Consider the following 14,190-nt stretch of genomic DNA (forward strand, 5'->3'; position numbering starts at 1 on the left):
AATCGTTAGACTAAAAAATAGTTCACTGCCAGTCAAATTGAATGAATGGTAATTTAATATTTCTGTGTATTCGTCAGGCGCTCCTATTTGGATGCACTATTTTGACTATCGTTTTTCTGGCTACTACTCCAACCTCCGCCAAGTGCTCGTATTAGGCCAATGCTTGCCTGCAGTCTTCTTTTTTGTACATTTAATGCATCAAATTCGGCCTGTTGAGCTAAAGTCTGGGCGCTCACTACGTCGAGGTAACTCACGGCACCTGCGCGGTAAAGATTCATAGCGAGATTTAAGCTGTGATTGGTTTCCAGCACAGCATCGTTCAATGCAACGGATTCCTTATAAAGCTCATTAAGTAACGACAAATTGTCTTCCACTTCCTGGAAGGCGCGCAGTACGGTCAGTCTATATTGACCACCTGCAGCGTCGAAAGCAGCTTGCGCTTGTGCCACCACGGCAGTTCGGCGTCCGGCATCAAACAGAGTGAGTAAGGCATTGGGGCCGATTGACCAGAATAGATTAGGAGCGCTGAGTAACCCTGGTTGGTAAGTACTCTCATACCCTCCCGTCGCAGCAAGATTGATGGTTGGGTAGAATGCCGCCTTAGTTACGCCGATTTGAGCGTTGGCTTCAGCTAAGCGGCGTTCTGCCGCGGCTATGTCCGGCCTGCGCTGTAGTATGGTCGCCGGCAGCTCTAAAGGAATATCAGGAAGATGCAGTTCCATCACGACTGGTGCAATAGAATAAGTGGACGCTGATTCACCAATGAGGGTGGCAATGGCGTGTTCATATAGCGCCCGTTCTGCACTATTCTCTGAAAGCCGCTCCTGTGTCGTAGCGAGCTGTGCTTTGGCGCGAGAAACATTGAGAGCCGAATCTATTTCCCCTAGAAATCGATTTTGAGTGAGAGTCACCGCATTGCTATATGATTCCACTTCGTCCGCCAGCAACTTCGCTTTGTTATCCAGAATGCGCAAAGCAAGATAGTCATCAGCCAGTTCAGCACGAAGACTCAATCGGATTGATTCCATATCTGCTGCGGCGGCTTGTGCGCCAGCTTGTCCGGCCTTGGCCAAGCTGCGCACTCGCCCCCAAAGATCCAACTCATAACCCAACGTCATGCCGAGCGCATTGTCGCCGTAGTCGTCCGGCTGTGTCGATGACCTAAGTGCCCTGGTATCTGATTGACGGTTCCTGGTCGTATATGCGCCAGCAGTAATGGTTGGAAATAATCCCGCATGCGCTTGTTCGGCATAGGCATTGGCCTCCTCGAAGTGAGCTACTGCTATGGTGAGATCAATATTAGCGGCATCTAAACGAGAGATCAGTTGATTTAGTGTCGGATCATCATAGCGTAGCCACCAATCGCCGCGCGATAATGTATCTGACGGCTGGGCACGCTGCCAAAGTTCAGTTGCGCCTTTATACGCTACAGGAACGGGCATGACGGGCGTTTGGTAGACTGGCTCCAGGGAACACGCAGCGCAAGCCAACGCGTATAACATCATGCCGTAGCGGAGTGGTTTCATGGCGGCTCACTGGAATCTACTATGACAGGCACATTTTCTGCCGATTTGATGCGAACCACGCTGCCCTGCGCGATCGAATCCGACGGACTGTCTATGACACGATCTTTGCTGCTGATTCCAGAGGTAACTTCTACCGCGCTGCCCAGATCGCGTCCTAGTGTGATGAATTTAAGATCAACGTGATTGTCGGTGGTCACTGTTGCGACTTGCAAACCTTCTTTGCGAAACAACAAAGTACTGGCTGGCAAACGGAATACGTTACCCTTGGAAGGCAAAGAAAAATGCACCTCTGCATAAGTGCCCGGCAAAATTTCCTCATCCGTGTTTTGCATTTGCAATTGTGCGGTCAAGGTGCGTGACGATTCATGTATCGCTTGTGAGGTACTGACCAGAGTCGCGGGAAAAACCTGTGAAGGATGTTCCGGAAAATGCAGCTCCGCCGTCATGCCTTTTTTGATGTCGGCGGAATAATTTTGAGGCACATCCACATAAATGCGTAATTGACGACTGTCCGCTATTTGGAACAGTGATTGTCCGTTATTACTTCCGGGATTAATCAACTTGCCGATATCGGTATTCCGTTCGGTGATAACGCCATCAAAGGGAGCGGTGATGTGGTTGAATGATTGCTGGGCGAGAAGGTTGTTCAACTGTGCCCGGACGGAGTTCAGGAAGTCATTTTTAGCCTTGGCGTCGGCGCTTTTTTCATCGGATTCCTGACGGGAAACCGAATTACTGACAACCAGATTTTGCCAGCGCTTTGACGTAATGTTGGCAAGGTCTAAGTTGGATTGCGCAACTAGCAGGTTAGCGCGTTCACGCACGATTTGCTGGTCTAATTCCGGCGTGTCAATTTCCCCCAATAACTGCCCCTTTTTGACATGCGCTCCAATGTCGGTATGCCATATTTTAAGGTAACCCGCGACCCGTGCATAAATCGGCGCTTCAATATTTGCTCTGACATTACCCGGCAAAATCAACGGCTGAATACTGGGGCCATATTCAGGTGTAATCACTTGAACGGTGATATGTTTCGATTTCACTCCCTCCTCTAATTTATGTTCATGCTTGCTGCGACTTGTTATGCCGATCAGTGCGATAAGCAGCGCTACAACCAAAAAAATCGCACCAATCAAATAGAGTCGACGGGTTGGACTGCGCCGAAGCGAGGGTAAGGGATTATCAGACATTATGATGACTCCGTAGCAGGTTCAACAGGGATGATCTCGGATGAATGAACCAGGCTGAATACGACCGGGACAAAAAAGAGCGTGGCAAAAGTCGCAAAAATCAGGCCACCAATCACAGCACGACCCAGCGGAGCATTTTGTTCGCCACCTTCGCCAAGACCTAATGCCATCGGCGTCATGCCGATAATCATCGCCAATGCCGTCATCAGAACCGGCCGAAAACGTAAAAAACCGGATTCCAGCGCCGCGACCATGCCGCTCACTCCGTTGTTATGCTGTTCGCGCGCAAAACTGACGACCAGAATGCTGTTTGCGGTCGCCACGCCCATACACATGATGGAGCCGATTAAAGCGGGAACCGATAAAGAGGTATGGGTGATGAACAGCATCCAGACTATGCCAGCAAGAGCGGCGGGCAAGGCAGTGATAATCACAAACGGATCCAACCACGACTGAAAATTAACCACAATCAGCATATAGATCAACACGATCGCACCGACCAATCCGAATAACAATCCGCTATAGGCACTGTCCATAGCTTGGACTTGTCCGCGTAACACAACCTCTGACCCTTTCGGTACTTCGGTGGCGGTTTCTGCCAAAATCCGCTTAATATCATTCGCAACGGCACCCAAGTCACGGTCTTGCGGTGAACCGAATATATCCAGCGTGGGTTGCACATCGTAGTGCGACACCACAGCTGCCCCCTGCCCACGCGTGATCGTTGCCAACCCACCCAATATCTGCAAGCCAGCATTGGTAGTGATTGGAATATTTTGTAAATGATTGAGTGTATCCATTTGATATTGCGGTACTTGGACAACTAATGGATATGAAACATTATTTTTCGGATCAACCCAAAAGTTGGGGGCGGTCTGCAAGCTTCCAGACAAGGACACTAACAAGCTGGTGGCCACATCGCGCTGCGTCAGTCCAACATCTAGCGCGCGGGCGCGGTCCACATTGACATGAAATTCAGGTTGATTGAATGCCTGCTGTATACGTAAATCGACCAGTCCCGGAATCATCTTGACGCGATTCATCAGTTTGGTTGCGTACTCTTGATTAGCACTACGGTGAAATCCGATGATTTGAATATCAATCGGAGCCGGCAAGCCAAAATTAAGAATCTGGCTGACAATGTCGGCCGGCAGAAATGCAAACGCAACTCCGGGAAAATCATCACTCAATTTTTCGCGCAATTGCCGGACATAATCGGCAGTCGGACGATGTCCCTTATTGAGTGAAATCAGAATATCCGCGTCGCCAGGTCCGATCGGCGAAGAATTGCTGTAGGAAAGGTTTATGCCGCTGATCGGCAAGCCGATGTTGTCAACGATATTGGTAATCTCACTTGATGGAATCTGATTCTTTATTTCCTGTTCGATAAGGTCGCATAATCGGGTCGTTTCTTCGAGCCGGGTTCCAGTTTGTGCTCGAATGTGAAGTTTGATCTGACCAGCATCAACGGTTGGAAAAAAGTTTTGACCCAACCAGGGTAAAAGCAAGAACGAGACAAAAACGAAACCCAAAAATCCCAGTATAAAAATAAGCCGGAAGGACAACGCTACCATCAGCAGTTCTTTGTAACCTTGGCGCAGCTTGATAAACAGTTTCTCAAATGCGCGCTGAAACAGGATCAAAAGATTGCGCGTAGGAACTGAAACACCATGTTCGGGCCGACCTTGTGGGCGTAACAAATAGTTAGCCATGGTCGGCACCAAGGTGCGCGATAAGATGAAGGAGGCGATCATTGCAAAAATAACTGCTTCGGCCAACGGGACGAACAGGTATTGCGCCACCCCGCGCATGAAAAACATGGGAATAAAAACGATGCAGATGCTCAGTAAGGAAACAAACGCGGGCACCACAATCTGACCTGCACCATCCATAATTGCTTCGTTTACATATTTGCCCTGTTCGAGATGCCAATTTATGTTCTCGATGGTCACCGTTGCATCATCAACCAAAATTCCGACCGCCAGCGCCAGCCCTCCCAATGTCATGATATTGATTGTCTGCCCCACAATAGACAGGCCGATGATTGCCGATAGTATGGCCAACGGGATCGATATCGTAATAATGATGGTTGAGCGCCAGCTACCCAGAAAAAGCAAAATCATCAAACCAGTCAACGTCGCCGCGATCACACCTTCGCGAATAACTTCGGAGACCGCCGAACGGACAAATACCGATTGGTCGCCGACTAAGCCGACAATCAAACCTAGCGGCGCCCCAGCCTCGATTTTCGGCAACAGCTTTTTGACGTGATCAATGATGCTGAGCGTGGAGGCGGTGCCGTTTTTTTGTATTGTCGTCAACACGGAATGCCGTCCATCGACCCGAACCATATTGTATTGCGGCGAAAAACCGTCCCGTACATGTGCCACATCGCGCAGAAAAATCGTCGATTTATTGGTCGACTTATTTGCCGACTTAATCGGTAAATCATTCAGCTCATCTAAGACTTTCGGGCTGGCATTGAGCAGGATATTGTATTCAAACACGCCAATTTTTTCGGTTCCTGCAGGGAGAATCAGATTTTGCTTATCAATCGCACTGGTTACGTCCTCCGGTGCCAGTCCTTTTGAGCGCAATGCCTCCAAATTTAAATCCACCTGAATCTGGCGATTTTTTCCGCCATACGGCGACGGCACCGCCGCACCTTCAACTTCGGCTAGTTGCGGACGGATGAAATTATTGGAAATATCGAATAGTTGATTATCCAGCAGCGTATTGCTAGATAAGGCCAATTGAAGTATCGGCACGCTCGATGCGTTATAACTTAATATCAGCGGCGGAGTAATTCCTGGCGGCAATCGCTTCAGCACTGTTTGCGATAAAGCCGTAACCTGGCTGACTGCCGCATTGATATTCACGTCCGGTTGAAAAAACACCTTGACGATGCCGACCCCCGACAAGGATTGTGATTCAATATGCTCGATATCGTTGACCGTAGTGGTCATCTGCCGCTCATAGTAGGTAATAATGCGATCAGAAATATCGTTCGGCGGTAAGCCGTTGTAAGTCCAGACTACGCTAACGACCGGTATTTTGATATCTGGAAAAATATCCGTCCGCATCGAAAGATAGACCAGTGGGCCGAGAATAAAAATGAGTAATGCCAGCACGATGAATGTGAGTGGACGTCTCAACGCGACCCGAACAATCCATAGCATATAACTCTCCTTAGCCTAAGAAAGTAGTATAGTGCTGGCAAAAAATACTGCTAGTTTCAAATGCTTTGGTGCGGCCAAGCTGCTCCACTCGAGCCGCCATGAACCGGATTCTTTAGTCTGTGCGACTAGCCAAGCTTTGTCGTCGGCAACACCGCCGACATCGCCAACTGCAGGACTTCTGAGTAATATTGCATTTATTTGGGATGCTTTTACACAAGCGGAGTAAAGAAATATTGCTATACACCTAGCGCGGGAAGTTCCTTGATCTGACTATTTGGACAAGTAGGGAATTTTCTAAGGTATCTTTCAACCACGCCAGCAACGTTTAAATAAAAGTAACCCGTTTTTCGATTGAAAAATATGGCCGCTGAAACGCTAAATTACCTGGAAAATCAACGCCCGCCAGCAAACCTCGGATCACTTTCAACATAAGCCATTACTCTGTGATCCAACATACCTTGTGGCGCAACCAGCATCAAATCAAAGTTATATTGGCCAGCTCCATTGAAATGCCAAGAAAATGATTTATTTCCTACAATAAACTTAATAATTTCGCCACCAGTTACGTTCACATAGCTGGTATTTTGATAAATGATGATCGTTCTATCAGCAAATGATATGGATGCCGGATCACCCCAGAAACTGATCTTTTTCGTTAAGTCCATTGGCGTCATACATGCAGGCAAAAACACCACCGCAAGCATTGTCATTAAAAGTAATTTTCGTTTCATGGCACACCCTCTCTTTCATTACTCCTGGTTAACTCGCGCATTCGTACTAATTCCTGCTTACGAACGTTTTAAATTATTTCAAGGTTAATCATCGGAACGCCAAATGTTGGCACAAAAGTTATACATGAATGAAAACATAGTCATTGGAAAATCTATATTTCCAAACGGATGTAATAAACTGATTCACTTTGATGTGTTGAGCTTATTCCATTTTTTATGCTATTTATGATTATGAAATAAATTTAATGTTTGGCGTTTCGATTACTCGTGTCTGACTTAATAGGCTTCCACGGTAACGTTTAAAGTTATAGGTGATTGATTTGAAATGAGATTTTTCAGCTTTTTTTTCAAATGCCAAATGGTGACTTTCTTGATGCGAATGTCCATTTTTATGCCTGAATTGGCAATGCATCCTACCGATAGAATTTCGTTAGCGTGTTTGTTGTTCTAGTTGGTCGATAAACGACTCAATTCCTTACAATGCGCTAGAAAATAGTTACTAAAAAATCGTATTTTATTTTAGATATACCTAAGTATAAAAATTCAATAATCAGCCTAGAAGCCAATTTTTTACATTAGGCTATTTATATACTGTCTATTTTTTCTATTTATGTCGTCTTAAAACGCATTGGATACGTTAAATTTTTCAAAAAAATAGTGGAGTATATTGAAATAGGCTTTTTAAAACTGCAGAAGGCGCTAAAAACATATTAAGCGCCTGCTTCTTTATGACGTTTAACTTACGACTTAACCGCCACCTGCTTCACCGCACTATCCGGGTAAGCCAGTTCTATTTCCTTGATGATCTGAGTGCCAAGTTCAATGTAGGTGTGGTAGCGCTCATAAAGCTGCGGGCTCGCAATCATGGATTTACTTAAACGCTTTCCTTTGGGTGCCGTAATCAGTTTAAAGGGGAGATCGCTTCCCTCAGGAGCATCTAGCGCCACATCCAAGTAGTGAATTAAACTGTTTTGATTGTAAATCCAACCACTTTCGGAATTATGAATAACTGGCATTGCCTCTTCATGCAGGCTCACAATATGTTGCAACAATTTATCGTCCTCAATGCTGGTCAACTTACCGCTCGATTTAAAACCTTCATATCGACTATTGTGAGGAATAAAGAAACGATTGAAGCCCACAGTTGCATGTGCGTATGCATCTTCAAATTTAACTTTATCAAGTGTCGTTGCCGGGCCCAAATTAGCCAGGTAGCTATAAATCGCATCATCTTCCTGATAACTCTGAATATTGTCATTCATGTCCGCAATGTCGCTCTGAATATCGGCTTTCAGCCCAATTAAAAACGACTTCACTTGCTGTTGCTCATGCCGATGTTCACCCTGCTCATGCATCCAGATACTTAAAGTCACCGCAAACACAATGATGAATATTTCCAACGCAACTTCGCGCAGCTTATGCCAAATATCATTCTCTTTATTCGCTATCGTTTTCAATGCATTTAGGGTGTGTTTACTTATTTCTTGTTCAGCCATTTTTTACTCGTAGTATTAATTAGTGGGTTTACATAAAGGGTGCAGAAATTTATTTGCCGTCAAAATAGCCGCTCTGCGCAACAAAAGCATTGAAATCGTTGATGTTCAATATATCGACTACTGCCTGCTTTTTGTCTGTCGCACGTTGATAGTAGGCCTGGGTAATGCGGAAGCCCATGAAGTAACCTAAATCAGCGGGGCTGCCTTTGGCACTGCCACCGTTGTAGAGCCAGTGCGTTGCATCATTTTTTTTCATGTCCAGCAAAAACTGCTGCTTTAATTCCGCCTCATGTACGTAACCGTAATCGTAAATACGTTGATTAAAATTGCCGTCTACCACCAGCGACGCTAAAAAATCTGCCGCGCCCTCTTTAATCACGCTGGCTAACATTTCAGGGGAATCGTAGTTCTGCTGAAAATGCATCAATTCATGGATCACAATGCTGGGTAAAAGATCCGGCGTTTTAATTACTGATTTTTGCCAGTCGTTTAATTCATCTATTGGCACATCAGCACTTAAACTAAATATTTCGGTGCCCACGACTAAACCGTCATTCGTCGAAGTGCCACCTGTGCCGGAGTTACCAATCACAAAATAAACGTCAGGGAAGTTAGCTTCTGGATAGAGTGATTTAAACTTCCGCAAAGCAGTTCGCACCCGCGGCTCGACACTGGCTGTTTGCAACGTATTCTTGCGTATCCCGGCATAAAATTTGGATTCGCTCTGAATCATTTTATTTAAGAACTCACCACTTTGAATCCGGCTAAATATAAACCCTTGCAAACCCACCGTTCCACGGTCCAAATAGTTCCGCTCCCACAGTAAGGCGGGGTCAGCAGCCGTTGGTAACTGATCATAGGTTTTCCAGAATAAATCGATATCGCTGGTGACGAATTTAAAGCCATTCGGATCATTATGCGTAACATGGTAGGCCTGCTCATTCTTAGTCACGATAGCGACAATTTTTGCCCAGTGTGGATCGCTATGCAGCGGGTTTAAATCACTTTCATTTTGCAATATCGAAGCCGAACGCAATCCCATAGCGGCACTTTTTTCTAGTGCAAGCAGAGCCTGCTCGGAATTATTTTGCAGCGAATAAACGCAGGCGAGGCTATACAGCAATCCGAAATTACTATAGCCGCCATTGATGGCTTGCTGGTAATCGGCGATGGCAGTTGGGTAATCTTTTTTACTGTTCGCCACGTCTGCAGCATTCGCCCACTGCCGCGGTGACATGTGTTCTTGAGCAAACAGGGAGGAGCAAAGAAACAGCGCTGAAAATATCAAAACAATTTTTTTAGTCATGATTAGTTTTCCACAAGAAATTGAATTTTGACAATATACCTGAAAATATAACGCATTAGTTGAGTGCTCCGCAGCATCAATAGTGATAAATACTTGTCACGCCCACTTGTAACGCGCACAATCTTCCCTCTGTTCCCTCCATTTCTCACATTCAACTTATTTCATGACTGAACTGCACCCTCTGTTATCCCATGCTGCGCAACAATCTTACCCAGCCTCTTGTTTATACGTAGTGGCTACGCCGATTGGTAATGTCGCCGACATTAGCTTCCGGGCGCTGTATGTTTTATCCAAAGTGGATGCAATTGCCTGCGAAGATACCCGTAATACCGCGCAATTACTCAAGCAGCTCGGCGTATTCAAACCTCTAATTGCCGCACATCAACATAATGAAAACGAAGTCGCGCAGAAAATAATTCAACGCTTGCAACAAGGTGAAAGCATTGCCTTGGTCTCGGATGCCGGTACGCCAGCGGTGTCTGACCCCGGCGCGCGGATTGTTGATGCGGTGCGTGCTGCAGGGATGAAGGTAGTGCCGTTGCCGGGCGCATCCGCGGTGATTACAGCGCTATCAGCCAGCGGTTTATTGAATGACCAATTTTACTTTGTCGGCTTTTTACCCAGCAAAGCCGGTCAACGCGACAGCGTACTCAATACGCTGAAACACACCACTGCCACACTAGTTTTTTATGAGGCGCCGCATCGTATTATTGACACGATCACGGCTCTTGCAGCGCTATTTCCAAGCACCAGAAAAATAGTGTTAGCGCGTGAACTGACCAAACTATTTGAAGAAATTCATCGTTGTGAATTGGGTGCCGCCAGTGCTTGGCTGGCTGCAGATACCCATCGTGAAAAAGGCGAATATGTCGTGTTGTTAGAAGGCGCGTCACCGGACAGTGATGCCGAATTACTGGAAGCTAAACGCGTGCTGACTATCTTATTAGAGAGCTGCTCCGTCAAGCAAGCGGCCAATTTAGCCGCGCAACTAACTGGACAAAAAAAGAATACTTTATATCAACTTGCGTTAGAATTACGCGGTGATTCTGAATTATCTTAAGGTTTGCGCCGTTTTCTGCTCCGTGTAAATGCTGCGCATTCCCTCTCGCTGTGTCGCTTTAGTGGCAATCCATTCCTGTAGCACTTATATAGAAAGCAGACGCCTATGCTGCATCAAACACCGTTAATTGCCACCATTATTGGTGGCCTTGTACTTGCCTTTATTTTTGGCGCTTTAGCTAACCGGCTACGCATGCCACCCTTAATTGGTTATTTAGTCGCAGGTATCGTCGCAGGGCCATTTACGCCAGGCTTTGTTGCCGACACGCATTTAGCGCAAGAACTCGCTGAAATTGGCGTGATTTTATTAATGTTTGGGGTTGGGCTGCATTTTTCACTCAAAGACTTGTTAGCCGTTAAATACATCGCGATTCCCGGCGCAGTATTGCAAATCACCTTCGCCACATTGTTAGGCATGGGACTGGCGTGGGGCATGGGTTGGACGCTGGGTCAGGGACTTATTTTTGGTTTGGCACTTTCTTGCGCCAGTACCGTGGTTTTGCTGAAAGCATTACAGGATCGACGCCTGGTCGATACTCGACGCGGCCAAATCGCTATCGGTTGGCTGATCGTTGAAGATATTATGATGGTGCTAGCCTTAGTGTTGATTCCAGCTTTGTCAGGCTTGTTAGGTGGAACAGGTGAAGTATTAAGTACTGGCGAATTCCTCATCACCCTCGCCATCACCTTAGGTAAAGTCGTCGCTTTTGTGGCAGTGATGCTAGTGTTTGGCAAGCGCGCTATTCCGTGGATTTTAGAACGCGTCGCCGCTACCGGTTCGCGTGAATTATTTGGTTTAAGCGTGCTCGCCATTGCGCTTGGTTTTGCGCTTGGCTCTACTTATCTGTTTGGCGTGTCGTTTGCCTTGGGCGCATTTTTTGCCGGTATGATGCTGGCTGAATCAGACCTGAGTCACCGCGCAGCCGAAGAATCATTACCGTTGCGTGAAGTGTTTTCCGTACTGTTTTTTGTCTCGGTCGGGATGCTGTTTGACCCGTCTATTTTGCTGCGCGAACCGCTCATGGTAGTGGCTACGGTATTCATTATTGTGATCGGTAAATCACTGGTTTCCATGGCGTTAGTTCTCGCCTTCCGTTACCCGCTCAGCACTGCACTGACTATTTCTGCCAGCCTGGCGCAAATCGGTGAATTTTCATTCATCCTTGCCACACTGGGAATTTCGCTCGGCATTTTACCCCCCGAAGGTCGCGACCTGATTTTAGCCGGCGCAATTTTCTCCATCATCCTGAACCCGTTGGTGTTTTTTGGCGTGGACTACTTAAAGCCTTGGCTAGATAAGCGCGAAGGCTATGCAAAAGAACCAGAAACAGAAAACGCGGCCATGTGCGCCCAGCAGCAAGGTCATACGATTTTGATCGGTTATGGCGAACTGGGGCAACTGGTCGGTGAAGAATTAAAGGCCAAACATCAGCCATTTATTATCGTGGAAGATCATCCCGATATTATTCACGATACCCATCTCCCGGATACTCCGATCGTATACGGTTATGCCAGTGCACCGGGTGTGCTGGATGACGCAAAAATTGACTCGGCGCGCTGTATGGTACTCACCATTTCAGATGCAATCGTAGCCGGTCAATTGATCACCTACGCACGTTCTTTAAATCCAAACATCACCACCATTGCACGCGCTAGTTCGGATCTGGAAGCGGAACATTTGAAAGAGCATGGAGCGACACACGTGATTGTTAGCAAACGTGAAGTTGCCAAAAACTTGGCAATGCTGGTCGGATAAATTCATTCCGATTCGTTAAATTTTAACGTGCTAAATCAACCAAAACCACACTGCTGTGCCATAACCAAAATTGAGGATAAAAATGGATTTTGATTGGCACAGCAATCCCATCACGCGGACAACCATCGTTGACACTAACTACAAAAACACGCAAAACGTGCGTCGTTTTCTGGTCACTCAGTGTGGAACCGATTTCAAATTCGACAAAGATTTCATGGCATGGATACGAAACGACATGGTCAAGAACATGGGTGATGTTGCAGATGAATGGTTAAGGCGACGACGGGAATAGCTTATGCCCGTTTAAAAAACTAGAATTACTTTTAGCAAATTCTCATCTATCCAGGAATTACATAATGAATGCAAACGCTTCTTCACCACCGGACAATTTGCCAACCTATCGGGTACTTACCGGCCCAGATGACGCAAAATTTTGTATGCGTGTAAGCGAAGCTGTCGCGCTTGGCTACAAACTCTATGGCCCGCCTTCAGTTACCTATAACAATGAAAAAGTCATTGTTGCCCAAGCAGTCATCTGGCCATCTATTGAGGCATCAATTTCAAAAATTTAACAAATCGAATTAGCCCTAGGTAGATAGGAAATTGCTATGTCCAACACACTTTCAGCGCGCCCCTATCTGCAAGAAATTTCAATCCGGCCTGACGCCGATATTGACCTGAACAGCTATCCATTTTCCATTCCGGCAGTACAAGAACTCAATTTTTTAAAATTCCATCCCGACGTCACTTTCTTTGTTGGAGAAAACGGTTCCGGCAAGTCGACCATTCTTGAAGCAATTGCCCTGGCTATGGGATTTGGTCCGGAAGGAGGTAGCAAGAATGTTCAATTGCTTTACACTACCGATTCAGTCTCGCCGCTTCATGCATCGCTAAAGCTCCGTAAGAGTTTTCGAAAACCAACCGATGGTTATTTTTTGAGGGCAGAAAGTTTTTTCAATGTCGCCACCTATATGGACGCAATTGGCACACCGGACAGGTCGCTCCACGCCTGTTCACATGGCGAAGCTTTTATGCAATTATTGATAAACAAGTTTCGTGGCAACGGCCTTTATCTGCTTGACGAACCGGAAGCGGCGCTGTCGCCTAACAGGCAACTTGCCGCATTATCGGCAATTCATCAACTGGTACAAAACGAATCGCAATTCATTATCGCAACCCATTCCCCGATCTTGCTCGCGTATCCAAACGCCAAAATTCTGCAGTTTGATGGAACTGGGATTGCTGAAGTTGCGTACGAAGATACCGAGCACTTTGCGATTACACGTGACTTCCTGAACCACTACCCAAGAAGGTTAGAGCAACTGCTTGGGGATGAGTGAACGATATCGATATTGCGTTAGCTATTTTTGTACTTCCACTATTTTCGTGACACCATGCGCCAGTTGAAATCAGCGTTAAAAGATAGGATAAATCACCATGCTTGCACAGCTGCTTGTTCTCATTAGTGCCGGAATAATTTTATTGCTAGGTCTGGCTCATTTAGCGATTACTTATTTGGGGAATAAACTTCATCCGCGTGACGCCGAATTAACGGAACGATTGAAGACAACATCACCTGTTATTAGTCGTAGGACTAGCATATGGAATGCATGGATCGGTTTTAATGCGAGCCATAGTCTTGGTGCAATTTTATTTGGCGTTATGTTCGGTTACCTGGCAGCGCAGCAACCTATGCTGTTATTTCACTCATATTTCCTTGGATTAACAGGTTTGGTCACGCTGTGTGCCTATCTTACTATGGCAAAACTATACTGGTTTAAACTGCCTTTTCAAGGTATCTCGTTAGCACTCTTGTTTTATGTGGCTGGATTTATCGCTGAAAATAGCCGCGTTTTCGCATAAGAAAACACCGCACAAATTGGTGAGGAATACGCACTGTAAAGTACCTCAACGGAGAACCAGAATTGCGTGAATGTGTCGTTTTGG

Annotated in this window: 12 protein-coding genes; 6 read left to right on the plus strand and 6 right to left on the minus strand. The window is 46.2% G+C overall.

The genetic code is table 11. The features are described from left to right. Positions 1-83 precede the first annotated feature (83 nt). From S2091_RS09865 to S2091_RS09890, 6 genes are all read right to left on the minus strand, one after another. Complete coding sequence (locus tag S2091_RS09865) at positions 84-1,526, minus strand: efflux transporter outer membrane subunit (protein ID WP_105531648.1); 1,443 nt, start codon at positions 1,524-1,526, stop codon at positions 84-86. Then, positions 1,523-2,716, minus strand: a complete 1,194-nt coding sequence (locus S2091_RS09870; RefSeq protein ID WP_105531649.1) for an efflux RND transporter periplasmic adaptor subunit — start codon at positions 2,714-2,716, stop codon at positions 1,523-1,525. Before S2091_RS09870 ends, S2091_RS09865 begins: the two co-directional genes overlap by 4 nt. Then, positions 2,716-5,895 carry an efflux RND transporter permease subunit gene (locus S2091_RS09875; protein WP_105531650.1) on the minus strand — a complete coding sequence of 1,060 codons (3,180 nt, stop codon included), beginning with the start codon at positions 5,893-5,895 and terminating at the stop codon, positions 2,716-2,718. The genes S2091_RS09870 and S2091_RS09875 overlap by 1 nt, the downstream gene beginning before the upstream one ends. Positions 5,896-6,287: 392 nt before the next feature. After that, positions 6,288-6,626 (minus strand): CzcE family metal-binding protein, encoded by a 339-nt coding sequence (locus S2091_RS09880; protein ID WP_105531651.1) that lies wholly within the window; start codon positions 6,624-6,626, stop codon positions 6,288-6,290. Between the two features lie 740 nt (positions 6,627-7,366). Continuing rightward, complete coding sequence (locus S2091_RS09885) at positions 7,367-8,122, minus strand: hypothetical protein (protein ID WP_105531652.1); 756 nt, start codon at positions 8,120-8,122, stop codon at positions 7,367-7,369. A 49-nt stretch (positions 8,123-8,171) separates the two neighbouring features. After that, complete coding sequence (locus S2091_RS09890; protein ID WP_105531653.1) at positions 8,172-9,428, minus strand: tetratricopeptide repeat protein; 1,257 nt, start codon at positions 9,426-9,428, stop codon at positions 8,172-8,174. Positions 9,429-9,591: 163 nt separating this feature from the next. Here S2091_RS09890 and rsmI point away from each other — a divergent pair, with 163 nt between their 5' ends. The 6 genes from rsmI to S2091_RS09920 all read left to right on the plus strand — a co-directional run bounded on the left by rsmI (position 9,592) and on the right by S2091_RS09920 (position 14,106). Next, positions 9,592-10,488, plus strand: a complete 897-nt coding sequence (gene rsmI / locus S2091_RS09895) for a 16S rRNA (cytidine(1402)-2'-O)-methyltransferase (protein ID WP_105531654.1) — start codon at positions 9,592-9,594, stop codon at positions 10,486-10,488. 105 nt (positions 10,489-10,593) lie between these two features. Continuing rightward, positions 10,594-12,243 carry a YbaL family putative K(+) efflux transporter gene (ybaL, locus tag S2091_RS09900; protein WP_105531655.1) on the plus strand — a complete coding sequence of 550 codons (1,650 nt, stop codon included), beginning with the start codon at positions 10,594-10,596 and terminating at the stop codon, positions 12,241-12,243. Positions 12,244-12,325: 82 nt separating this feature from the next. Beyond that, complete coding sequence (locus tag S2091_RS24460) at positions 12,326-12,535, plus strand: DUF6434 domain-containing protein (RefSeq protein WP_105531656.1); 210 nt, start codon at positions 12,326-12,328, stop codon at positions 12,533-12,535. A 64-nt stretch (positions 12,536-12,599) separates the two neighbouring features. Beyond that, positions 12,600-12,815, plus strand: coding sequence for a DUF1737 domain-containing protein (locus S2091_RS09910; protein ID WP_105531657.1), 216 nt, complete (start codon positions 12,600-12,602; stop codon positions 12,813-12,815). 36 nt (positions 12,816-12,851) lie between these two features. After that, a complete protein-coding gene (locus S2091_RS09915; RefSeq protein ID WP_105531658.1) occupies positions 12,852-13,583 on the plus strand; it encodes an AAA family ATPase in 732 nt (243 codons plus the stop codon). Between the two features lie 97 nt (positions 13,584-13,680). Beyond that, positions 13,681-14,106, plus strand: coding sequence for an LIC_13387 family protein (locus tag S2091_RS09920; protein ID WP_105531659.1), 426 nt, complete (start codon positions 13,681-13,683; stop codon positions 14,104-14,106). The last annotated feature ends 84 nt before the right edge of the window (positions 14,107-14,190 follow it).

Source organism: Solimicrobium silvestre (assembly GCF_002976435.1).
Lineage (GTDB): Bacteria > Pseudomonadota > Gammaproteobacteria > Burkholderiales > Burkholderiaceae_D > Solimicrobium > Solimicrobium silvestre.

Coding starts and splice junctions, on each gene's coding strand:
- S2091_RS09865 (WP_105531648.1), bottom strand. CDS start 1,526: ATGAAACCACTCCGCTACGGCATGATGTTATACGCGTTGGCTTGCGCT.
- S2091_RS09870 (WP_105531649.1), bottom strand. CDS start 2,716: ATGTCTGATAATCCCTTACCCTCGCTTCGGCGCAGTCCAACCCGTCGA.
- S2091_RS09875 (WP_105531650.1), bottom strand. CDS start 5,895: ATGCTATGGATTGTTCGGGTCGCGTTGAGACGTCCACTCACATTCATC.
- S2091_RS09880 (WP_105531651.1), bottom strand. CDS start 6,626: ATGAAACGAAAATTACTTTTAATGACAATGCTTGCGGTGGTGTTTTTG.
- S2091_RS09885 (WP_105531652.1), bottom strand. CDS start 8,122: ATGGCTGAACAAGAAATAAGTAAACACACCCTAAATGCATTGAAAACG.
- S2091_RS09890 (WP_105531653.1), bottom strand. CDS start 9,428: ATGACTAAAAAAATTGTTTTGATATTTTCAGCGCTGTTTCTTTGCTCC.
- rsmI (WP_105531654.1), top strand. CDS start 9,592: ATGACTGAACTGCACCCTCTGTTATCCCATGCTGCGCAACAATCTTAC.
- ybaL (WP_105531655.1), top strand. CDS start 10,594: ATGCTGCATCAAACACCGTTAATTGCCACCATTATTGGTGGCCTTGTA.
- S2091_RS24460 (WP_105531656.1), top strand. CDS start 12,326: ATGGATTTTGATTGGCACAGCAATCCCATCACGCGGACAACCATCGTT.
- S2091_RS09910 (WP_105531657.1), top strand. CDS start 12,600: ATGAATGCAAACGCTTCTTCACCACCGGACAATTTGCCAACCTATCGG.
- S2091_RS09915 (WP_105531658.1), top strand. CDS start 12,852: ATGTCCAACACACTTTCAGCGCGCCCCTATCTGCAAGAAATTTCAATC.
- S2091_RS09920 (WP_105531659.1), top strand. CDS start 13,681: ATGCTTGCACAGCTGCTTGTTCTCATTAGTGCCGGAATAATTTTATTG.